This window comes from Marinilabilia salmonicolor, assembly GCF_003003035.1.
In the GTDB taxonomy this organism is placed as follows: domain Bacteria; phylum Bacteroidota; class Bacteroidia; order Bacteroidales; family Marinilabiliaceae; genus Marinilabilia; species Marinilabilia salmonicolor_A.
Genome location: NZ_PVTS01000015.1, coordinates 12,402 through 36,697, shown reverse-complemented (window position 1 = coordinate 36,697; position 24,296 = coordinate 12,402). Strand labels below are relative to the sequence as shown.

The 24,296-nt window shown below is 44.3% G+C and carries 14 protein-coding genes; 4 read left to right on the top strand and 10 right to left on the bottom strand.

Annotated elements, in window-relative coordinates; genetic code table 11:
- From BY457_RS14290 to BY457_RS14270, 5 genes are all read right to left on the bottom strand, one after another.
- Window positions 1-957 (bottom strand): T9SS type B sorting domain-containing protein, encoded by a 957-nt coding sequence (locus BY457_RS14290; RefSeq protein WP_106154006.1) that lies wholly within the window; start codon window positions 955-957, stop codon window positions 1-3.
- A 424-nt stretch (window positions 958-1,381) separates the two neighbouring features.
- Window positions 1,382-2,422: a PorP/SprF family type IX secretion system membrane protein gene (locus BY457_RS14280; RefSeq protein WP_106154004.1), complete on the bottom strand. Its 1,041-nt coding sequence runs from the start codon at window positions 2,420-2,422 to the stop codon at window positions 1,382-1,384.
- An 83-nt stretch (window positions 2,423-2,505) separates the two neighbouring features.
- Window positions 2,506-3,291: a T9SS type B sorting domain-containing protein gene (locus BY457_RS19265; protein ID WP_258176751.1), complete on the bottom strand. Its 786-nt coding sequence runs from the start codon at window positions 3,289-3,291 to the stop codon at window positions 2,506-2,508.
- Window positions 3,292-3,354: 63 nt separating this feature from the next.
- On the bottom strand, window positions 3,355-7,302 hold the full coding sequence (locus BY457_RS14275) for an IgGFc-binding protein (RefSeq protein ID WP_258176750.1): 3,948 nt from the start codon (window positions 7,300-7,302) through the stop codon (window positions 3,355-3,357).
- 568 nt (window positions 7,303-7,870) lie between these two features.
- Complete coding sequence (locus BY457_RS14270; protein WP_106154003.1) at window positions 7,871-8,791, bottom strand: mechanosensitive ion channel family protein; 921 nt, start codon at window positions 8,789-8,791, stop codon at window positions 7,871-7,873.
- A 272-nt stretch (window positions 8,792-9,063) separates the two neighbouring features.
- Here BY457_RS14270 and BY457_RS14265 point away from each other — a divergent pair, with 272 nt between their 5' ends.
- Complete coding sequence (locus BY457_RS14265; protein WP_106154002.1) at window positions 9,064-9,399, top strand: hypothetical protein; 336 nt, start codon at window positions 9,064-9,066, stop codon at window positions 9,397-9,399.
- Here BY457_RS14265 and BY457_RS14260 read toward each other — a convergent pair.
- The 4 genes from BY457_RS14260 to BY457_RS14245 all read right to left on the bottom strand — a co-directional run bounded on the left by BY457_RS14260 (window position 9,376) and on the right by BY457_RS14245 (window position 19,098).
- Window positions 9,376-11,235 carry a carboxypeptidase regulatory-like domain-containing protein gene (locus BY457_RS14260; RefSeq protein WP_106154001.1) on the bottom strand — a complete coding sequence of 620 codons (1,860 nt, stop codon included), beginning with the start codon at window positions 11,233-11,235 and terminating at the stop codon, window positions 9,376-9,378. The genes BY457_RS14265 and BY457_RS14260 overlap by 24 nt on opposite strands.
- A 29-nt stretch (window positions 11,236-11,264) precedes the next feature.
- A complete protein-coding gene (locus tag BY457_RS14255; RefSeq protein ID WP_106154000.1) occupies window positions 11,265-12,215 on the bottom strand; it encodes a PorP/SprF family type IX secretion system membrane protein in 951 nt (316 codons plus the stop codon).
- 18 nt (window positions 12,216-12,233) lie between these two features.
- The gene (locus tag BY457_RS14250) at window positions 12,234-17,054 is read right to left on the bottom strand and encodes a Calx-beta domain-containing protein (protein ID WP_106153999.1); all 4,821 of its coding nucleotides are present in this window, start codon (window positions 17,052-17,054) and stop codon (window positions 12,234-12,236) included.
- A gap of 226 nt (window positions 17,055-17,280) precedes the next feature.
- A complete protein-coding gene (locus tag BY457_RS14245) occupies window positions 17,281-19,098 on the bottom strand; it encodes a MutS-related protein (RefSeq protein ID WP_106153998.1) in 1,818 nt (605 codons plus the stop codon).
- A gap of 390 nt (window positions 19,099-19,488) precedes the next feature.
- On the opposite strand from BY457_RS14245, the gene BY457_RS14240 reads away from it, so the two are divergent.
- The 3 genes from BY457_RS14240 (at window position 19,489) to BY457_RS14230 (ending at window position 22,014) form a co-directional block, all read left to right on the top strand.
- Entirely contained in the window at window positions 19,489-20,691 is a 1,203-nt protein-coding gene (locus tag BY457_RS14240) for a hypothetical protein (RefSeq protein ID WP_106153997.1), read from the top strand.
- A gap of 21 nt (window positions 20,692-20,712) precedes the next feature.
- Window positions 20,713-21,255 (top strand): FMN-binding protein, encoded by a 543-nt coding sequence (locus tag BY457_RS14235; protein WP_258176749.1) that lies wholly within the window; start codon window positions 20,713-20,715, stop codon window positions 21,253-21,255.
- 318 nt (window positions 21,256-21,573) lie between these two features.
- Entirely contained in the window at window positions 21,574-22,014 is a 441-nt protein-coding gene (locus tag BY457_RS14230; protein ID WP_106153995.1) for an RrF2 family transcriptional regulator, read from the top strand.
- Between the two features lie 610 nt (window positions 22,015-22,624).
- On the opposite strand, the gene BY457_RS14225 is transcribed toward BY457_RS14230, so the two are convergent.
- Entirely contained in the window at window positions 22,625-24,154 is a 1,530-nt protein-coding gene (locus tag BY457_RS14225) for a cellulase family glycosylhydrolase (protein WP_258176748.1), read from the bottom strand.
- Between the last annotated feature and the right edge of the window lie 142 nt (window positions 24,155-24,296).

The following is a 24,296-nucleotide window of genomic DNA, read 5'->3' as shown; positions in this document are numbered from 1 at the left end:
TTAATAGCTGATGTAAACACTCCCTTTTGTTGTTTCCGAACTTCCTGTAACTGTCAGCACATAGAAATAGATTCCCCTGGGCACCAGATTCCCTTTTAACTCCCCGGTATTGGCGAAACCATCCCAGTTGTTTTCGTAATTGGACTCCTCAAAAACTTTCATCCCGTTGCGATTGTAAACGATGAAAGAGAGGTTTTGGTAATAATCGTATTGCGGAATCCAAAATGTATCATTGAAACCGTCTCCATTGGGAGAAAAGGCTTCGGGAATCACATATGGCTGATCGGTTTCGCGAGGTGGCTTTACAAAAAGTGTGGCCTGATCGCAATCCCCGTCATTGTCACAAACCTGATAAATCAATGAGTCTGTGGTATAAAAATAACTGGTAAAGGTCAATTTTATACTCATTTGACTGGTGATTTCTGAAAATCCGTTGTTCAGATCCTGAAGGATATTCATATTCAGGGGTTTGTCGTATAAATCCTTGTCGTTGATCAACACTTTAAATACCGAACTGCTGTCGGTGTAATATATTACCGTGTCGTTCAGTAATTTTGGTGTGTAATCCACATCCGAGACTACGATATTAACTTCTGCTTCATCACAATTTCCCTGCGTGTTGCACACCCGGTAAACCAATCGGTCGGTTCCAAAGAAACTTTCATCAGGTGTGTAGGAGATGGTATTGTCATCTAAAACCTTTGCAACTCCGTTACGGGGAGCGGTGGTAATGGTGAGTTGACTGATTCCGTTTTGCAACCCGTAATCGTTGTTGGTGACGTTGGCAATCCATGTGGCATTTTCATTCATGGAGATGACGTCGTTGTTGGCAACAACGGAGATTCCCTGGTTTTGCGGGGTTTTGTTAATCCCCGAATGGTTGCCGAAGCTGCCATACGTTGCATGTCCGGAGGTGAAGGCAATGATAAAAAGGATGTATTTAGTGATGTTATTCATCCGTGTGAAATTGTTGATTAAGGCCGGATAGGGCTCGTCCCGGCTAACAGGGACTCATTTCATCCGTAAAAAAATATTTATTTTATAAGGTCTGATGGAACTCTCATACAGAAATTTATGCAATTTTTCCTGCGGCAATCGTTGCCATGCTCGTTTCATGAGTAAAATTCCGTAATCATTGTTATGATAACGTATAAACGACAACAAACTTACATTTTTTCTGTGAAAAATGTAAGTTTGTCTCATGTTTGGTCTGATAAGTTATTCTGAACCTCTATTAAGTGTTTGTCCATAAAGTACCATTTACTGCGTTACGCTTGCCCGAAAATTACTCATTTACTCAAGTAAACTGCGTATTTTGGCGGCAAGCGTAACAGCCTGCCCCGATCCTTCGGGGACGCAAGTGGTACTTTATGGACAGAAACTATTTTGCAGTGGCATCCTTGATGCCTTTCAATCCTCGGTTTTTATCTCTTTGTGCTGCTTTGATGATGGCGTCTTTTTGTGTGCAAGGCATGGCCCGCTTACTCTTATCGGAACAAATGCGGTAGCCGGCCACCAACAGCAAGGCGCTTCCAAATTGCTTTTGAGCAGAAGTAAGTCCCAGTTGATGTTCCACACCGAATGAAAAGCTTCTGTAGTCGATACCCACGGTGGTTCCAAGTCCTAAATCACGTCCCAATTGTTCATCCATGGATCTGCGGTAAGCCAAAATTCCCCAAAGGGCGAAATTGGGATCTGGTGTGGGCATGTAAAGCTTGAGGTTTGCGTCAAAACGGGTGTCGGAGTTTGCGTCTCTTCTGTAATAAAAGAGGGGCTCAATGTATAAATCACGATCCGGAAACTTCCAGGATGTTCCTGCATGTGCATGAATGACCGGTCCTGTTTTTGGCTCCCACTCCGATTGGTACATTGGGTTGTTCTGGGCGAAAAGTTCCGAGATGGCAACGCCAATGTGATAGTTGTTCACTTCAAGCATTAAGCCGGTGTTAGCATTAAAACTGGTTCCGCTTTCTGCGGCTCCTGAAATAACAGGGTCCAATGCGGCTCCGTCTGTAAAATTACCATAGTCCAGGGAGGTGTGGTCAATGATGGCCGAGAGACCAAAGTGCAATGATGTAAATCCGTTCCTGTTTTCACGTAACTTTATTTCCACCGAAAAAGATTGTTGAAGTCCCATCCGGTTATAGTTCCCGTTTCGATCGTTGAAAACATAAGTTCCGGAACCCAGGTTGTTCATCAGGGGTGCCTGAAAAGCAAATAGTTGAGTGGTGGGTGCCAAATCAACGCCAAACCATTGTTTCTGGTAAAATCCGTTGAAGGTAATGCACTTACTGTTGTTTCCCGCATCGGCAGGATTTACAAGGAATAAATCGTAAGCGTACTGATTGGTTATAAAATAATTCTGGCCAAAGGTGGTCAGTGTAAAGAGCAGTAAACTGAGTGATAGGATTAGTCTTCTCATTAAAACAGTTTTTGGGTGTGCCGGGGATTGTTTGTTTAAAACGGAGGCTGAAGTTTATAGGTCAGCCTCCGTTGTATTTTGTTTTATCTTTTAATAGTTACATTTCCTTTGATGAGCTTGTCCACCGGTTGCAGATGAATCACATACCAGTAATCATCAGAAGGGACAGGTTTGTTTTGGTACTCTCCGTCCCATGAAATGGATTCTGAAGCTTTAAATCTTCGCAGTAATTTTCCATACCTGTCGTAGATGAAAATTTCGGAATCCGGCAGCCGCTCCACACCGTCAATAACCCACGTGTCATTGAAGCCATCGTTGTTGGGTGTGAAAAAGTTGGGAACATTGATGTCGTAGGTGGAATTAAGGCTGAACACTTTCAGTGCGGTACATCCGTTTTTGTCCTCCACATACACGGTATGTTCTCCATTCTGAACATTTTTAAATGTATTCTCATTCTGCAGACGGTTTTCATCGTCCATGGCAAATTGGTATGGACTTGTGCCGTTGTCGGCAAATACACTTACCTGAGCATAATACAATGTATCGAGTCTGGTAATTTCAGGAGATGGGTAATAATCCACATGAATGGTGTCACGCAAATAGAAGCAACCATCAAAAATTTCTACCCAGTAATCGCCGGGTTCGGTGATTTCCTGTGTCTGCTCCTGATTGCCGGTGTTCCAGGTGTAATCAATAAATGGCGTGATGGTCTGCTCTCCGGAGTATTCAGAGATGCGTTCGGCACCTGCGTCTATAATCAGTTCATCCGAATCGCACGCAGTGGTGTCGTTGCCCAGTGTATAGCCGGGATAGCCTAATAAATCCACTACTTTGGTATCCCAACCAATACATCCGAATTCATCAATCACATATACCGTATTGAGGGTATCTACCAGGTCGGCTGTAATAAACCGCCCCTTTTCGCCGTTGTGTCAGGTATAGTCGTTAAATCCTTCCTCTGCTTCTATCTGCACAGGGTAATCCACCGGGCAGATAAATTCATCAGGTCCCAGGTCCACATTGGGCAACTTTCGCCAGGTAAAGGTCATGGAATCTTCCGAAATACAACCGTTGTCGTCCACTACTTTTACTTTGTGTTTACCATTACCCACGGTAATGGAAGTAACATTTTGCTGGTATGAGTTCCAGTAGATTTCTTTAAAGGGATCCACTGTAAGCGTAATCTCATGTCCGGGACACTCCTCTCTGTCTTCCCCCAGATCTACAACCGGTAATTCAAAAACATCAATATTAGCAGTTTCGGTGGCTGTACATCCGTTTTCATCCCATATCTGCAGCGAGAAAGTTAAATTGAGACCTGCTGCTTCGGTTTTAAAGACATTGGTTTGACCATCGTCTGTATTTCCATTCCATTCGTAGCGGGTGAAAGAGGGTTCGGTCATTACCATCAGGGTGTCATACAGGCACTTGTCATCGTCGGCTCCCAGTACGAATTTTGGGGCCGGAAGGTGGCTGAGGGTCATTGTTCCCTCGTTGGTGCAGCCATTGTTGTCCGTAATATTAAGGGTGTATTCTCCTTCATCTGTTACAGTCCAGTTTAAGTCAGGATTTCCCTCATTGGTAGTCCCATCCTGACTCCAGTGATAGGTAGTAACTTCCGGGGTTAAAGCCGTGGGAATTTCCAACGTATAAGAATCGTTGTCACAGAATTCGGCATCCTCCAACTCCACATTTGTCAGTTCATGATAGGAGATTTCCACTTCGTCGATATACTTACAAACAGCATCATGCACTTCCAGAAAGTAAACTCCTGCTTCAGGGTTTCCGGCTGCAGCATCTCCCAAATCATCCCCCTCGTAATAAAGCTCTAATTCATCGTCTTTATTTATCGTGTACCATTTGTAATCTCGTGGTGTCTTATCAGCAGCATTGGTTTGTGGAGATTGCCAGCTATGTACCGTTTCATCCAATGCCAGCCTGACTTCCTCGTTTGGGCAAAATGTTTCATCAGGGATATTAAAAGTGGGGCTTGACCATGAGGTTACTGTAGTTGTTGCGGTGTTTGAACAACCATTGTCCTGAGTTGCAGTCAGACGATAAGTTCCGGCATCGTCGATAAGCAAGTAGTTGTTGGTACTAAGAATGTTTGTCGGGTCACTGTCCTCCACCCATTCGAAAGAGGTATAAAGGGGATTTTCCACCCCGATTTTAATCAGGTTGGCTTCATCATCATTGCAAATGCTTGCTTCCTGGGCAATACCGATAGGGGGTACATCCTGAACATCCAGATTAAAGGATCCGGATACGTTACATCCGTTTTCATCAACGGCGGTAATGGAGTAGGTTCCTTCATGAGAGTTATCAGCAGTTCCAATTGAATAAATGTGATCAGGAGTGGTGGTTAATGATGTTCCTTCAAATTCCCATTGATAATTCGAGAAATTGTCATGGATCTCAATGTCTATGGAGTTTCCGATACAAACACTTGTGTCGGCACCAAAAGAAAATACCTGTTCGTTGTAAACCTCAAAAAAAGCGCTGTCCTGGTTGATACATCCATTGGCATCTTCAACCTGAACATACACCGAGTCGGTCTGATTCATTGTGAGTTCATGGGTTTGAGAAAGTGTGGTCCCGCGACCTGCCCCTTGCCAGATGTAGTTGGTAAAGCCGGCATCCAAAGTGAAAGTATGTGATGCTCCCGGACAGACTGCCTCATCAGTGATGTCAATGTCGGGCAGTGCATGAACGGTTAGTTGTTTTGTTTTATTTACATCACACTGCTCTTTGGTAACCACTGTAAGGGAGTATTCGACTCCCGACTGTGTTGGGACAATGTAGGGTTCGTTGTAATTTTCTACAAGTGTACCATCGAGATACCATTGATATTCAAGAATTAAGTCCTCGCCGGAAATAATTTCTGCTTTTAAGGTGTCGCCAAGACAAATGGCATCTGCTTCAACATTCCATTCTACCACCGGAATGGTACGGGCTTTAACTGTTGTGATGTCTGTAGTGGTACAAACATCATTGTTGGCAGATATTTCATAGGTTGCCGTTAGCGCAATTTCTATTTCTTCATCGGCTTCCAGTCCTTCAGGAATGGTGTAGGTGGTTCCTGTGCTTCCGTCGGGCCAGGTGTAGATGTAATCTTCCTCTGCAATTACTTCAAATTCAATGGGCTCTCCCGGGCATAAAACGGTATCTCCTTCAATGGTGAAATCCGGGGTGACGGATTGAATTTCTATAACATCTTCCAGCACACATTGCGGGTCAATGGCTGAAGAGGCAGTAAGTCCGTAAATTCCCGGCTCCTCTACAACTATTGAAGGGGCGTTTCCCAAATTCTCGGTGGTAAATTCATCTACATAATGGACCCATTCGTAATCATTCATTGGTTCCTGTGTTTCCAATGTTATGCTTCCATCGCTTGCGCAGAAAATATCCGGGCCTTTGATTCTTAAGGAGCTAAAACTGGAGAAATAACCGAAGCTCATACTGCTGTTGTTTTCGTCCAGAATACTCATGTGAAATAGACCGGGATTACTGATTGTATAAGGATTTGTGGTGGAAAGGCCGTCAGTACCGTCTCCCATTTTTATAACTGCGGTAACCCAGGGGTCAGCAAAGGTCTCGGTTCCGGGGACTGTTACCCAGTTTACAACAGAGGGGTCGTTAAAATAACCGGTTACCTCAACCCCGTTGTTATCCTCCAGCGTAAAACTTCCCTTGTTCGAATCTTTGGTCATTATCTGAACCCAAAAACGTTCTTCCAGAACTCTGGTAAAAGAGATTCTTGTTGATCCGGTACATGTGATAGGGGGTAGGATAGCACTACCTAACTCTTTGCCGTCCGGGACATGTGGTTCCCACCTGTCGGGGATACCGGTGACATGGTAAACGTAAACGGGCTTGTCACTATTGATGTGTACAGCATTCTCATCTAATGCAATATCAAGGGAATAGGACTCTCCTTTATCCAGTGTAATGTCAACGCCTCCGCTATTGTTAAGCGCTATATTGGTGTCATCCTCGGTGGCTAAAATGTATATCTTTTGATCTGTTTTGATAGGTTCCTCCGGAGTCCAGGAATTTCTTTGGTCCTTTTGGCCGTACATGGTGTTCATTGCGATGTATTCTGTTCCGATGACATCGGTGGGTATGAGTTGGTCTCCGATTAAGTCGTGGGGGCCGGTTCCGTCTCTTTGAATGGAGTCATCAGATATTGTTACTGCAATGGGGTGGTTTGATGCAATATAAGTTCCTCCCAATTGATCTGCTTCATCTTCTCCTAAAGCCCAAATGGAATAAGTCTGTCCACGGTCTAATGTTACTGTGATGGTTTCCCCGGCCGAATGTCCATTGACGTCACCGGTAAGGTCGATGGTAACTTCAGTGTCGTCTTCAGTAGCAACAATATCAATGCGTTCTCTTGCAGGAGTATCAAAGTGATGGTTGTAGAACTCGTCCTGAGAAGGTACAAAAAACTCTGTTCCTAAAGCATTTTCACCTTTAAGCGTGAATTTATCAGGGTTGTTTGTGTCAGTAACCTCGTAATAAACCGAAATGTCCTGATCTGAAACGATATGAATTCCCATATCGTTGATCTGGTTATACGGCTTGTTTTCAATTAAGTCTTTGAAAGTTTGGTTGTTCGGCCCTTCGTAGGTGTATTGTGAGTTTGCCGGGACTGTAAACTGGGCGATGGGATTGGTCTGATCCGTTCCCAGAAATATCTCCACATAGGCTGGTTGATCAAAAGCGGTTATTCTGAACACTACCGGATCATCTCCATGATTGGAGGTTACTTCCGGTGCCACGAACCAAAATTCCTGTCCTACCTGGGCAACGGAATTGGCAGTTGCAAAAAAAGTAAGCAATGCAGCAAAAAAGAAAAGACGGGTTGTAGAGTTTCTCATTACGGGGTAGTTTTAATAGTCAAATAATATCATCTTTTGTTATTGCATAAAAAATCTTTCTTCCCGAAAAGACAAGAAGAAAGTAGGATGCAAAATAATGCATTCAGGTTAAGGGAAAGGGTTAAAAAAAGTTATAGAGAATAAACCTTTAAAGTTTATACGTAACTTTTTTTGAAATGTTTTGGTTTTCAGTTGGAATAATTAGGATTAGCAAAAATAGGAAAAAAACAATACAAACTTGAAAGTGTGAATTATTCTTATGGGAAGTGCACGGAAGTTAACGGAGGGAAATGGATGTTTAATCAAATTGGGGAATGAAACGAGTCCCGAATGTTCAGGATGAATTCCATCCGACATTGGAAAATCTTTTATGGATCAATAACTTTTGTGCTACTCATTGATTACAAAAAGCAGGGAATGAATTAACAAGTTAGGAGCCTGAAAAACAATAGCCCGGAGCAATACCCCGGGCTTTGTTGCAGAATAAACATGGTTAAGTATCCTGTCCATAAACTAAGCAAATTCTGTTTTTAGAGCTGTTTATGGACAGAAACTAAGTAAAAAGAATTTATTTTTCTTTTTGGTCCATGGATAGTTTAAGTGGATTGATTTCCTCGCCCCAGTAAACAGTGGTGTGTGGGAATGGAATTTCAATATTCTGCTTGTCAAAGGCAATCTTCAGCCGTCTCCGGTATTCACGTCCGGTACTCCATTGAGTGATGGGACGGGTTTTGAGTCGCGCTTTGATTACCAGTGCACTGTCGCCAAATTTATCCAATCCGAAAATTTCAATGGGTTCAAGAATGTTTTTTCCATGTTCGGGATCGTTCTGCAGGTCTTCTCCCACTTCTTTCATGATTTGCATAACCTGATCGACATCTTCTTTATATGCGACACCAATATCAAATACCATGGCAGACCACTCTTTGGTCATATTGGCAAGGGTACTTATTTTTCCATTCTGAAAAATATGTACCGTTCCGTTGAAGTCTCTGAGCGAGATGGTGCGCAATTCTATCTTCTCCACCAGTCCTCCGGTGCCATTGATGATGGCCACATCGCCGGTGCGAATCTGGTCTTCCAGAAGCATGAAGAATCCGGAAATGTAATCACGCACCAGTTCCTGAGCACCAAAACCTATTGCCAGTCCAAGTATTCCGGCACTTGCAATCAGGGGGCCTACATCGATGGAAAACTTACTTAAAAGCATGATGATAAATACCGTCATCAATACAATGCGAACGGCTCCCAAAATTATGCCGGTAAGTGTGAGAATCCGTTTTTCTGCTTCAGCCACATCTACAGTTTTGTCATTTTCCGCTCTTTTCAGAAGAATCTTTTTCAACCGGGAGATGGAAAATTTTACTACCCTCAGCATTATCGTAAGTGCAATGATGAGGATGAAAATGCCCGGTAGTTCATTGATTGTCCAATTCAGGGTGCTGTCTAAAAGTTTTGACCAAAAGGCGGAAGTAAATAATTCGTTCATAATATTTGTGTTTTGCCATAAAAATACAAAACACCGGGAAAGATTAAAATTGTTTTGCTGATTTTTGTGGTGCTGCCATTAGCAGGGTTATTCAAAAATAATCCCGGCTAATGGCAGCGCCTAAAAGACTTTATCAAAGAGTTTAACCTCGTTTAAGCCGAAGGTAGCCTGACTTAAATTCATATGTTTTTAAAAGGCCGAAAGTCTTTAATCAATAGTCTGATGCAGTGTCCTATGACAAATAAATGTGTTCAAAATAGAGTCCTGAATGGGTGAAGGCATTCAAGCAAGAAAAGGATCTGCTTTTATTGTTACTTATTGCGGTTTTAATTGGGATGAATTCTCCTGATGGCAACGGTTTTTCTCTCAAAAACGATTTTTCAACAGGCCAACGGCCTGAGAGCAATAGCCTGGGGCAGCGCCCCAGGGAAATTGTAATAATTTCCCCTCTCATTATTGGTCGCGTCGCGACCAATAATGAGAGGGAGCTTGAGAGATACCTCAAAACCCAGGGCAACGCCCTGGGCTGTTGCTATCAGGCTTTCAGCTTGTTTATATCTTGTTTGTCTGATTTACATGGCAGGCTAAAAAGCAGGTCTCATTTTTAAAGAAACAGTTAGATTCAGATTCTGGTACCCTGTGTTTTTTGAAAAGGTAGAATAGTTGGTTTGAATGGAGGTAAACCCGGTTCTGCTGAATTCCAGTTTGTAATTGGAGTAAGGGTGCAGCCTGATTCGGAATCTTCCCTCCGAATCGGTCTTAAATGTTCTGGTGTCGCGCGATGCCGAAGCAACGGTAATGGTCACATCAGAAAGGGGAGATCCATTGTCAGATCGTGTAATCTGGCCATGGATTCCATAAAGCGGAATAGGATTTAACCTGATTACAACAGGACTTTCCGTGACCGGAAGGGTCTTTTCGTAAGGGTAATAGAACTCGGCGGCAGCCATGACGGTAACTTCTCCTTTTGTGGATCCATTGATGATGAATTCCCCCTCCTTATCAGAGATTGCTTTTCCCATATATTGTCCCCGGTTATCAAGTACTCCTACATCCACATTTTCTATCGGATTTTCGGTTTCCTGATCGATTATTCTGAATGGCAATTGATTCTGATTTTTCAGGCCTTGCAGAGAGGCATCCTCTTCAAACACCACAGGCTTAATGATGGTAAAGTGGTAAAGATCGTCATCGCCCTGACCTCCCGGTCGGTTGGATGCAAAGAATCCGGTTTTTCCATCGTCATTTACAAATATGGAGAAATCATCTTTCCCGGAGTTGATTGGGTGTCCCATGTTTTTGGTGACATATTTTCCCTCTGTTTTTTTTGCCATGAACAGGTCGAGCCCACCCATTCCCAGGTGGCCATCGGAAGAAAAATAGAGGATCCCGTTTTGGTCTTCAAATGGGAACATCTCATCCCCTTCGGTATTGATTTCTTTCCCTGCATTAACAGGTCGATGCCATCCATCCGGGGAACGATCCACATACCAGATGTCACTTCCTCCGAACCCTCCTTCACGGTTGGAAGTGAACCAGAGACGTTTGCCATCCGGTGTCAGAAAAGGGTGCCCGCTGGATGAGCCGGGTTCGTTTAAAGGCAGCTCTGTAGGGGAGTTCCATTTGTTATTTGCATCGCGCGAGAAATGGATAATCATCAGCCGGTTGTAGTCGTCATTACCTTTCTGCTTAAAGACCGAATGGAAGGTGTTGCGTGTAAGAAAAATTTCTGTTCCATCCGCATTGAAACATAGGGGCCCGTCATGAAAGATGGATTTGAGTTTTGGAAAGAGGAGCTCGGGTTGTGAGAAACCCTGGCCCTGACTGACTGACTTAAAGACATTGAGATATGGTTTGTGATCGCGGGCGGTTCTTCGTTTGATGGCTGTTTCCAAATCTCTGTCGGATGCAAAAAATAAGGTTCCGTTGGACATAAAAGGACCAAAATCTGAATTTGAGCTGTTGATATCGAGCAGGCTTATCTCGTAGCGTTTGGTGGCGGTGGCAGAGTTTACAAAGCTAAGGGTGTTGATTTGTTTTCGGGCTCGTGTGTCATCCGGATTTTCCCGTGCATATCGTTTCATGATCCGTTCGGCCGAACGGTATTTGCCCAATGTCTGAAGGGCCCTGGCATAGGTGTAAAGAAATTCGCCGGAGAGATTTTCTTCCCCAATCTGAGTAAATACATAAGCGGCTTTGACTGGCTCGTTCAAGCGGTAATAGGTCACGGCAAGAAGCCCTTTTTCGGAGTTGTTAAGTTCCCCTTCCTGAAGGAGGTCTTCAAATATTCTGATGGCTTTGGGGTATGCCATGTCGTTGAAAGCACGAATGGCTTTGCCTGATTTTCCGGAAGAGGGTACGATATGTTGAAACTGCTCCCGGTCCTGGCCGAAAAGTGTTGAGATGGAAATAAAAAAGAATATTATGGAGAGTGTTCTAAACATCAGGGAAACTGAATTTATGCGTTGTAAATTTAAAAATATCTTGGAGAAACCAGTTTTTCTCTCATGAATCCTTTGAAATCATAGCTGATGACCACTTCATGTGTTCCACTATCAAAGGGTTTTAGCTGAGCAACAGGAAAGTCGAAGGCGTAACCGACCATCAATTGTGGAGAAACTCTGACTCCCGCCAACATTGCAACGGCCTTATTGGTTCGGTAGGAGACGCCTGCCCATATCATCTGATTGAAAATAAACTGACCTGTGATTTCTGCGGAAAAGGGGGCTCCTTCCACTGCCCTGGTTATAAGTGAGGGTCTGAATCGGAATGAGTCTTTGTTGCCCAGTACGATTCCGGTCATGAAGTAATAGTGACGCTTTAATTCTGCGATTTTTCCGGTTGTGGACTGGTTCCCGTTCAGGTCTGTTTCCAGAAGTCGGGGTACGGAAATACCTGCATAGAATTTATCGGAATAGAGGTATATTCCTGCGCCGAAACCCGGACTGAATTTTTGCTCCAGGTCCTTGTCAAAAGCCGGGTCTGCAACATCAGTATCGAGTCCGCTCAAATTGACGTGGTAATTATATAAACTCCCCTTTATGCCCATGGAGAGGATGGTATTTTGAGACAGTCTGACCCGATAGGCATAGTTGACGTTAAAGAATAAATTCTTGACAGGACCGTAATTGTCCGATACGACCGAGAAGCCTACACCCATATTGTAGTTGTTAAGCGGGGTATGGACAGAGAAATCATAGGTGCGCGGAGCTCCGTCCATGCCGGCCCATTGATGTCGGGTGAGAAATGTGGCGCTAAGCGCATCGCGGGTTCCGGTATAGGCAGGATTCACGCTCATGGTATTGAACATATATTGGGTGTATTGGGGTTCCTGCTGTGCCGATGCCATTGATGTCAACCCGGTTATCAGCAGAAACAGCCACAGATGTATGTTTCTGAGAATGTATTTTTTTGTTGGCCGCATGATTGTATATTTCTTTTGTTATCTCGCGATATAAAAATATCCGTTCAGTTTTTTGTTGATATCGTAAATGGTAATGACATAATAATAAGTTCCTGAGGGAAGTTTTTCTCCTTTATTAAAGCCGGAGGTTGCTGTGCCATCCCAGGAGTCACCACTTCTGAAGTTGTTGTTTTCATACACCACTTCTCCCCAGCGGCTGAAAACCACAATTCCCACACGGTTGTAATCTTTGAATGCTCCAAGGGTTAGCTCATCATTGAGCCCGTCGCCGTTTGGAGAGAAGCCTTGTGTGACCTGAAACTCCTCATAGCAGCCATCCGGGTCAATCCAGTCCGGGTAACTGTCATTGTCGCAATCGTCATCTCCCTCTGTTGCATCGGGAATACCGTCGCCATCAGTGTCACCACCCGGATCCATAAAACGATCATTTACCGTGATGGTAACAGTTGCAGTAGCACACAGGGTGGGAGTTCCGTTGTCGCAAATACCGTACTCAAAGGAATCGGTGCCGGTAAATTCCGGATCAGGGATGTAAATAAAAGTCCCATCGTCATATATGGTTATTGTCCCGTTTTGAGGAAAGACTGTAGGCGTCCTTTCAATGTAGAAAGTGTCGTCGTCCGGATCACTGTCATTGTCCAGCAAAGAACTTCCTTCCAGCGTGTCGTAACGCAGCATCTCGTAGGTGTCATCGCCGGGGGTCGGAGCATGGTTGCTCACTTCTTCATCATCATCTGTATTTAGTACTTCGACCAATGAAAAGAGATCTCTGTATGAACCATCCGAATTGTCAGAGTCAACGGTGAGTGTAAGGGTGTATCGAATATCTCCATCCACTGCTTCATCGTCCACTCCTGTAATTGTTATTGTTTGTTCTGTGTTCCAGTTTTCTTCAGAAAAGATGAGCTCGTTTGTATTTAGTGTTCCTTCTGAGGCATCGGTCCCTGAAATATTTATGACCACCTGATTAATGGGCTGACTGTTGAGGCGAACGGTGAAGCTGTCCGGAGTGCCGTCTTCCGAAGTGTGGAGTTCATCATTGGCAAGAGTAATCACTATGGCAGCTTCATCATTATCTGTGTTGGTGGCTGATATTTCGGTGGTTAAATCATGATAATCAGACGAGGAAAGGCTGTTCTCCACAGTCAGAGAAAGAGTGAAACTGATGTCGCCATCCACCAGGAAATCATCCAGACCTGTGAGGGTGACCGTTTGAGGCTGGCTCCAGTTGTCAGGGGTAAAGGTGAGCTGCTCTTTGTCCAGGCTTCCTTCGGATGTGTCTAATCCGGAGATGGAAATGACCACTTCCGAAGCCGGACGGCTGCTTAAGGAGACTTCAAAAGAGCTGCTTGTTTCTGTTTCGTCAGTTGTAAGTGTTTCGTTGGTTGTCGAGACTACCAACCCGGCCAGATCGTCATCAATATTGGTTACCAAAAGTGTTTCACTCTGACCGTGGTAGGTGGCATCCGATTGTTCATCGACCACCGCTACGGTAAGTGTATAATCAATATTGCCATCCACTTCATCGTCATCCACACCAGTGATGGTAACTGTTTGTTGAGTATTCCAATTCTGGGGAGTAAAGGTGAGTGCTGAACTACTTAAAGCGCCTTCGGTTTCGTCCAGCCCCGAAATGGCAAAAACAACATTAGAAGTGGGCTGACTCAGCAAAACAACAGTGAAAACATCGCGGGTTCCCGATTCATTGGTTTGTGTATGGGAGTTGGTGATATTCAGGTCGAACCCGGCACTGTCATTGTCGTTGTTGGTCACCTCTACGGTTGTTTCAATGCCGTGGTAGGCTGCATCGGACTGAGTATCATCCACGGTTAGTGTGAGTGTATAGGTAATGTTGCCATCTACTTCGTTGTCGTCAACTCCTGTTATGGTAATCAACTGTGCTTCATTCCAATTTTGAGGGGTAAAAGTGATTTCGGTGGTGCTTAAAGCTCCTTCCGAATTGTCCAGTCCGGTTATTTCCACTACTACGTTGGAAGATGGTTGGGTGTTGAGCTGAATTGTAAACGAGTCTGACAATCCATTTTCGGAGGTAATTGTATTGGCATCAAAAATGGTTGGTCTGATCCCAGGGACGTCGTCGTCGAGTATGGTGGCAGACACTTCCTGAATGCCATTTTCTAAAGCATTTTCGACCGAGGAGATCGTTACTACAATGGTTTCGTCTCCTTCGGCGGTAAGATCATTGACTCCTGCAATGCTGATGCTTTGGGAGAGATTCCCGGACGGAATGACTATTTGTGCTTGTTCACCGGAATAATCAGAAGCGCTTGCGGTTCCGGAATAAGCAATATTTACCGTAACCGTTTGGTAACTGGAATGGCTCAGTTGCGCAATCAGGGATGCTGTCCCGCCATTTTCCGAAAAAGGTGTGCCAGTGAAAGAGAGAGAAACGGTGGGAATGCTCTGGGCGTCTTCGATAGTAATGGTCACCTCGTGAGGGTTGTCAATGGAAGCCCCACCTCCTCCTGTTCCGGAGATGCTCACGACAACCGCCTCATCTCCTTCAAAAATATTGTCAGGAATGCCCTCCAGCGTGGTTGTTGCATTTTCACTTCCGGCCGGAATGGTCACAGATGTGGCTGAGAGGATATAGTCATTTTCTGAGGCACCGGAAGTGGAAGCTTCCAGATTGACCAGAACATTCTCGAAAGTCGGATTGCTCAATGCAATGGTAAGTGTTGTATTGCTATTCTCTGAAATGGACAAGGGAGAGGCACTCAGGGTAACGAGTGGTGCGCTGTCATTGTCTGAGAGCACGATGGTTTGTTGTTGGGTACCGTTTTTAGAAGCTGATCCGCCCGAAACCGCTGATATGGATGCATATATGTTTTCTGTTGTTTCATAGATATTGTCATCTGTGCCTGAAAGTGTGACTGATGCTGATGATGAAAAGGCAGGGATGACAATGTTTGTTGAACTGAGCGAATAATCTTCTCCCCTGGTGGCATCGCCTGAATAGGAGAGAGAGACGGTTACCTCCTCAAAAGTGGGATTGGATAAGGTGGCTGTGATGGTGGAGCTTCCGTTTTCCGTGATGGAAGCTGGAGACACACTGAGTGAAACCAAAGGAGGTGTTTGGAGGTCTGTAATGGAAAGCGTAACAGGCGTATTGCTGCCTGTATCCACAGCCCCGCCGGATGTGTGTGAGATGGAAATATTCAAATGCTCATTGCCTTCATAGAAATTATCTTCCACCCCCGAGATTATGGTGGTAGCGGTGGTGTTGCCGGCTTCGATGGTCACAGGATTGGCTGACACGGTATAGTCTTCCGGTTCTGCATTTTGATTGTTGACCTGAAGATGGACTACAATATCCTGGGTTGAAGGATTCGAAAGGGTTGCGGTGATCGTGGTGCTTGCGTTTTCGGCGAAAGACGTAGAACTGGCTGAAATGGTAACCGTAGGAACGCCTTCATCATCGGTGATGGTGAGTGGTTGAGACTGTGTACCGTCTTCGGTGGCACCTGCAGAGACACCAGTGATGTCAATGGAGAGTGTCTCACTGCCTTCCGAAATGCCATCATCTGTTCCTGTTATAGAAGTGTTTGCAGAAAGGTCACCTGCCGGAATGGTAATCTCGGTACTTGTAAGAATGTAATCGGTATTCGAAGTTGTTGCATTGACCGCTTCAATGGTGACAGTGATTGGCTGAGAAGACACTCCGGAAAGAGTTGCTGTGATAGAGGAAGAACCATTATTCTCTGAGAAAGAAGTTGGACTTGCAGAAATAGAAACTGTTGGAGTACCCTCGTCATCGATAATGGTCAAAGGCTGGGACTGTGTACCGTCTTCGGTGGCACCTGCAGAGATACCAGTGATGTCAATGGAGAGCGTCTCACTGCCTTCCGAAATGCCATCATCTGATCCTGTTATAGAAGTGTTTGCAGTAAGGTCACCTGCCGGAATGGTAATCTCGGTACTTGTAAGAATGTAATCGGTATTCGAAGCTGTTCCGTTGACTGCTTCAATGGTGACAGTGATTGGCTGAGAAGACACTCCGGAAAGAGTTGCTGTGATAGTGGAAGAACCATTATTCTCTGAGAAAGAAGTTGGACTTGCAGAAATAGAAACAGTGGGGACATTCTCATTGTCTGTAATGGTGAGAGGTTGAGACTGTGTACCGTCTTCGGTGGCTCCTGCAGAGACACCAGTGATGTCAATGGAGAGCGTCTCACTGCCTTCCGAAATACCATCATCTGTTCCAGTGATTGAGGTGGTTGCCATAAGGTCACCTGCCGGAATGGTAATCTCGGAACTTGTAAGAATGTAATCGGTATTCGAAGCTGTTCCGTTGACTGCTTCAATGGAAACGGTAATGGGTTGATAGGTTGAATTGGACAAGGATGCTGTGATTGTTGAAGAGCCTCCATTTTCACCAAAGGAGATGGGACTTGCTGAAATGGAGACGGTCGGTTCCGGGTCGTTATCAAAAATGGTTGTTGATACTTGCTGGAATCCACTTTCGGTTCCGTTTATAACAGAAGAAATATCAATTATAATGGATTCGTCCAATTCATTCTGGGTGTCTTCCTGTGTTGTGATTTCGATGAATTCAGAGAATGCACCGGCAGGAATAACGATGGGGTTATCAGATGTGTAATCGGTTCCGTTGGTGGCTGTTCCTGAAAAGGCAAGATTTACAATTATATTAGATAAACTCGTGACGTCAGTTGTAGCTGTTACAGTTGCGATCCCCCCTGTTTCATTGATGGATGCATCTGAAATGTTTAAAGTTATATTCTGAGCATTGGCCCATAAACCCGATAAAGAAAGTAGGACTCCAAAAAGGAACTTTTTAATAAAAGTATATGGCTGCATAGGAATTGAACTTAAAAGAATATTTTACTTTTACAGGAACTGATTAATCTGAAAAGTAAAATTAAGTCAAATCGCAACCAATGTAAACCTATTCTTGATGGGGGGCTATTGGGAGTGGATAAGGGGAATAAACCAACGGGCAGAAGATTAATGCAGCATTGTAATTTAATGTCACAATTGTAGATCCATGTTTTTATAGTGGACTTTTAAGGTGTTGAAAACTATTTTAGATCCTTGAAGTTAATCCCATCTTTGTCATCAAAAACGACGCATTCAATTTCTGACTGATACCCGGTTTTAATTTGTAGTCAAATGCCAGTTGGTCGCCTTCCAGTTCCACCTCAAAGCAATAGTTGTGGGCTGTGCCGGGATACTGTTTTTCCAGTTCTCCAATACCCAGGTCATGCGTGGCAATGACCACAATGGCTTTGAGGCTGATGAGTTTTTCCAGTAGTCCGTAAGACCCGTTGTGTTTGTCCAGACTGTTGGTTCCGCGCAGGATCTCGTCAAGCACCACAAAGGTGTTGGGTTGTGCTTTCACATGATTAACAATCCCCTTGAGCCTTTGAAGTTCCGCATAGAAGTATGACTCATGGCGCGCGAGTGAATCCCGGATGTTGATGCTTGACCGAATGTCGCATGGCGAGAATCGCATTTGTCGTGCACATACAGGGGCACCACTCATTCCCAGAATGAGGTTGACCGTAAGGGTGCGCAGGAAAGTGCTTTTCCCCGCCATGTTGGCTCCGGTGATAATCAGGATTTTGGGCTGTCCGGAAAAAGAAATATCATTGGCCACGCATTCCGCATCAGGTAGTAGCGGGTGCTTCAGTGCGAGGGCTTCGTAGGTGAACGGTGTGTCAATGACTTCAGGGAAAGATGTTTTGTCCCGGTTGTTAAAGGCAAATACAGCAAAGCCGGTTATTGCATCCAGCTTGCTGATGGCTTCGAACCAATCCGGAACATATTTCTTGTGTGCAGCTTTCCACTTTTCCAGACTGACCAGCATATGGAAATCAAACAGAAACAGAATGTTTAACAGTGGCCCCATAATAAAATTGAGCCGGAGATCAAACCGATCCAGCAATTTGAAAAGTTCTTTGAGAGCGCCACTGGCAGTTTTGTTCTTGACGGCTAACTGTTGTTGAACCGATTTCAATAATTCCGATGAAAAAGGTTGGTTCTCCACTAATTGGATTAATGATGCATGTTTCTTCAGCGTTTGGGCGCTTCGTCCCAGCAGATTGTGTGCCTGCTGTATGGTTTTGTTTTTGCGGCTAACGATAAGAAGTGGTATTATGATGGGGATAAAAATAAGATTCGGAGTGATAAAGCCCAGTGCTGTTAAAGTAATCCATCCGGTCAGCATAAAAGGCCAGATTCTGCCTGCCCATTTCAGCGCGGATATTTTGAGTGCAGGACTTTGGAGCCACTCCTTCAGCCTCTTTACTTCGTCCTTCTCCATGTTGGTTTGTAGTCCTAAAGCGCGAAAATGTTCTATGAACTTCGGAGTTTTGGACAACTCCTTGATGCTCTCCTGTTTTTTTATGATGGCCTCGGTGGTCGTTTTTCCCTTAGTCAGTTCATGGGCAAAAAGCGTTCGTCCCTGGTCTGTAACACAACGATTCAGGTATTGAAAAAGAGATCCGGCACCAAACAGGTCAAAATCCCCGGACAGTTCCGGGGCAGTTGCTGCCAGATCGCTGCCATCATCGAATTCGCTGAATTGGTGTTGCAGGTATTTTAATTCGTCTTCATTAACCTTGAGCCGTGCTTTCAGTGTCCGTTGTTTTTTCACCAATTGCAAATCCCGGATAACCGCCAGCACAAACAAAACGAGAAACCCCAGGGAAAGCCAGATAAAAGTGTCATCAAACTTTGATTTGATGAACCATAAGCCCGAAATGATAAGCCCTGCAAATGTCAGCAGGCGGGCAGGAGCCGTAAAGCGGAAATACCGGGCCAGTTTCGCTAATTGTGCGCTGTATTCTTTTGTTCGTGCGGAATAATATTGGAAGGGAGTATTATTGTTTGTATTTGTCATTGTATTGCTTTTTGGAGCTGCAATTTAGGAAATAAACTGTAAAGAGGGTTATCTTATCCCTCGTCTCCCGACGAGTTTGTTTAAAACAAGGTAAAACTAAGGATTATCATTATTAATCGTTTCCCGACGAGTCTCTCACAAGACAAGTTGAACAAAAGAATTGTATCTTTCAGAACCTTCGTATGCTATTGTTTGTCGTGAGAGACGACGGGGTGTTTGCCCCTCGATCGGAATATAGGGGCAGGGGTAGAATCCGGAGGTAACTCCCTAATAAAGTATCTTTTAATTCATTCCCTTCAAAAAAATCCCAACAATTAGGGATTTTAGGAATCCTACCATCATTGTAGTTTTGCAACGTTAATTTTAATGGGTTCAAATAAAAGTAATACAATGAAGAGAGGGTTTTTATTTTTGATGCTGGTTTTGATGGCTGTGCCGGGTTATTCACAAAAAGCCACAGAGGAGACCAACATATATAAAAATGCTGCCGATAATTTATTGTCGAACGACAGTAAGTTGGTTGTAGGTGGATATGGAGAAGTTCATTACAATCAGCCACTTGATGGCGATACAAAAAACAACGGAAAACTTGATGTTCACAGAATTGTGATGCTGTTTGGTTACAATTTTAGCGATAAAACCAGATTTATTACCGAACTGGAATTTGAGCATGTCAAAGAGCTTTATGTCGAGCAGGCATTTCTTCAGTATCAGTTGAGCAGGAGTGTGAATTTGCGAGGAGGGCTGATGCTGGTACCCATGGGGATTGTCAATGAGTACCATGAGCCAACTACCTTTCATGGGGTTGAGCGTCCATGGATTGACAAATACATTGCACCCACTACCTGGCGTGAAATTGGGTTTGGAGTAACCGGGAATATTCTTCCAGCTTCCTTAAAGTATCAGGCTTATCTTATGAACGGATTCAATGGTTTCGACGGATCTGCCAATCTGGGCGGGAAAAACGGACTTCGGAAAGGTCGTCAAAAAGGTGCTGAGTCCTACATTAGTTCTCCCAATTTTACAGGAAAAATTGAGTACTACGGTATCAGAGGTTTGAATATCGGCTTGTCAGGTTATTTCGGCAAAACACAAACGACATTGTATGACGGGGTAAGCGAAAGTGATGATGCTGCCCTGGCAATGGCAGATTCTTCTGCAGTGGGAGTTTCCATGATTGGTGTTGATGCTCGATACTCAATTAATGCACTTCAGTTACGTGGCCAGTATTATTATGCCGGACTCTCCAATACGGACGAATACAATGTTTTTACCTCAGAGGATGGGACGCTAAATGATTTGGGCAGCGCCATGACCGGTTATTATGTGGAGGCAGCTTACGATGTTTTGAGATCTCACAGTACAGAGAAACAGCTGATGCCCTTTTTGCGGTACGAATATTTGGATACGCACAGTGATGTGGAGGATAATATCAGTAAAAATCCGGCTTACGAAAAAAATATTATCACTACCGGATTAACACTTAGTCTTACGCAAGGCGCTGTGGTTAAAGCCGACATGCAGTTTGTTAAATCAGACAATCAGGATGAATACCAAAAGACCTTCAATGTCGGGTTTGGGGTAATGTTTTAAGCAAAAAATAAAACCATGAAAATGCGTGGATTATTGGTGTTGTTGGGCCTGATGTTTGGATGGGTTTTAGCCCAGGATCAACCCGAATATCAGAATCGGGCCCTTGAACGGGCCCTTGCCAAAGATGGAATTGCAGGATTTACTAATCTTTCAGAGGTAGGTATTCCGGACTCTATTCAGACCACTTCTATGGGAAAGTTTTTCGAAATTTCTCCTGCCGGGGATCAATATAAATATGTATATGCCGGGAGGGTCAACAGTTGCCGGGCCGGAGGGTGTTCCACTCAGGCTAAATCGGCAGGCAACAGTGAATATTTTGATTATTTTATTCTGTTTGATGCTGACAAAAGTGTTCAGGTGGTAAAAGTCTTTAATTATCAGGCCACGCATGGTTATGAAATTACGTCCAGAGGCTGGTTAAAGCAATTTGCAGGTCACGATGGGTCAGAATCTCTTCAGGTGAACAAAAATATTGATGCCATTTCCGGTGCCACTATTTCTGTTCAGGCCATTACGGAAGATGTTCAGCGGCAGACTGCTTTGCTTCAGCGGATGGAAATATGATTTATGACCTCACATTAAATAGATGATTTTTCAACTTTCCAGGCCCCTCGTTTCAGCACGAGGGGCTTTTTTGTTCTTGTCTCTCGATGAGTTTCTAATAGGACGGGTTGAGATGAAGAATTGTATCTTGTTTGAAAATTTGCTTTTAGTTGTTTGTCGTTAGAGACGACGGGATGTGTGCCCCTCGATCGGAATCGAGGGGCAGGAGCAGTGCCCATAAGCTCCATGCTCCATACACTCTGCTCCATGCCTGACACGCTCTGCACTTTGCTAAAAATTAGTACCTTTGCAGCACTTCAAACCCAAAGATTTTGCACAATGTTGTCAAAAAGTTCGGAATATGCTATTCGCGCCATGGTGTCGGTGCAACTACAAAACTGGGAGCATAAACGTCCCGGAGTTGCTGATGTGGCCAATCATATTGAGGCTCCGGTTGCGTTTACTGCTAAGATTTTGCAGGCATTGACCAAAAGCAAACTATTGCACTCGGCCAAAGGCCGTGGTGGTGGTTTCTTTTTTTCGGATGATGACGACGATGTTACGCTATTCCAGATCGTAAAAGTAATTGAGGGAGAGGGGATCTTTCACCGCTGTGGTTTCGGAATGAAGAATTGCAGTGACGATAATCCCTGTCCGTTGCATAATCAATACAAAGTTGTGCGAAACGGCTATGAAGAGATTGTGAAAAAGTCAACCATCCGTTCTTTGGCTTCAAAAATCAGAGACGGAGAGGCTGTTCTGAATAGCGTGCTGGATTAGAAAGGGCCTCTAAACTTCCGGGAGGAGTTTTAATTGTTTTGGTCTTGTTTTCACTTGCACTGGAGCCTGCTGTCATTATACATTGTTGAAGAGTCTGTCGCCGCAGGCGGATTGTGAGTTTCTCAATCGGAATTGAGGGAATGTGAGATTCGAAGATTTCCAAAGAAGGCTTTCGGGCAATCATTTATTTTATGGCAAAAGGAAAAATCTTTAAGAAGCTCCATCGCTGGCCGGGGCTTATACTTTCGTTTATACTTTTATATTCTTATTGTGCCTCTTGTGGGACTTGCCGGGGTAATGGTGGTGATTAGTGGTTATTTGTTGTATCGGAGACGTTACAGGGGGCGGAAAAACTGATAATATATTATCCAATATTGGTTAACAAACAACCTACTCTATCATGAAATCGCTTAAAGATTTAAGTGGGAAATAAGTTGATCTATTTTAAAGTAAAACCAAAAAAAAGGCACCTGCGCGGGTGCCTTTTTTGTTTCTGTCGGGGTGATTCCATTAAGGAATAAAACTTGTCACAGTGAATTCATTTTTCTCATTACAGCCAGTCCACCTTATCTGTTTTCCCCTCGTTCGGAAACGAGGGGAAGGAGAAGTCCTATTGAGGCGCATTGTCATATACCGTTCGTAAAGTGTAATCTTCATCCTCTGTGGTGATGGCTTTCACCATTACGTCAACAATCTCCTTACCATTGTTGATGTATTCGCCCGTACTGTGATTGATGATGCCCGAACACTCTTTCCCTGCACCAGTGGCTCCGTTGTCCCAGAAGAAAGGTGCCATTCCATAAGTTTTGGCGGCTTTGCACATATATTCCAGATAATATTTCCGGAAAGACTCGGCCCGTTCGGTGCTGCGGTGGACATTTCCCACTTCTCCCAAATAGACGGGGATTCCGTTGTCGGTGAATTTTGTCTTCAGACTGTTAAAGACCTCCCTGAGGTGTGCCTCATCTCCGTAACTCTCCTTTTTGGAGGGCTCTGCGGTGTGTCCCCACTCCGAATATTTGTCGTTGAGGGTATATTCATACGGGTCGTAATAATGAACGGCAATCAACAGCCTGTCTTCCACCACATCATCCGGTAGTTCGAAATGTTCGATGGTCAGTTCGGGATTGGTGCAATAGCCCGGAACGCCCAAATAGCGATCGCTGTTGTTGCCTCCGGTGGCGCGCACTGCATCCACAAACACCTGATTCCATTGATTGAGCGTTGCATATTGCGCTCCTCCGTCGGTTCTGTTGTCACCCCAGCCCCAATCGCCATCGTGGATTTCGTTCATCGATTCAAAAATCAGGAAGTCTCCTTTGTCTTTAAATTTTTCTGCAATCTGTGTCCACATGGCAGAAAGTTGGTTCTTCACCTGCGTATTTACTGTTTCATCAGTGGCAGCACCTTTAATGTCGAGCCAGTAGTGACTGTCAGCCCCGTCGTGATGAATATTGACAATGGCATTGAGCCCTGCATTTTCGGCATATCCAACGACCTCAGCTACTCTGTTGAGCCAATTTTCTTCTATGGTATAATCCGGAGCTTCGCCAATATGTCCCAGCCAGGTTACGGGAATCCGAACCGAATGAATACCTGCTTCAGCAATTTTGTCAAAAGCTTCCTGCGTGGTTTTGTCATTTCCCCAGATGGTTTCATTGGAAACACCATTGCTATGGGCGTCCAGCTGGTTACCCAGGTTCCATCCCAGTCCCAGTTTTTTGATGATCGGGCTGGCTTCTGCTTCTACAATGTCTGTTTCTTCTTCATCTTCCGATGATTGCTCTGCTCCGGCTTGTATTATTTTGATGTCACGAACATAATCCGTTCCCAGAAGGGTGATGTTGGTCCACCGATTGTCTGCAGAGCTGTTGGCTGTTGTGCTGATGTCAAACTGCAGAGTTCCCTTGATTTCAGATAAATCTCCAGTAGTAGTGCACCATTCTTCGGCCGACTCTTCCATTTCAAGCGGAATGTTTGTTTCAACAGTGAGGGTTTTTGTTTCTCCTTCTGCAGAGAAGGAGAATTCCTTTTGCGATAGTTTAACTTCCGGTTCTATAGTTGGCTCCTGCCGGTCGGAACAGGCATTGGCCGTGATTCCCAGAATAATCAGGAATGTGAGTGAAAATCTTTTTAGCATAAAATTCATAGGATTGTTGTGTGTTTTTATTGACGTAAAGTTAAAAAAATATGGAAGATCCCGATTTCTTGTTTGCATATGCCAGCTTTCCACTTTCTTAGAATCCGGTAATTTCCTGTACTGGGTTGCAGTGTAACTCAAT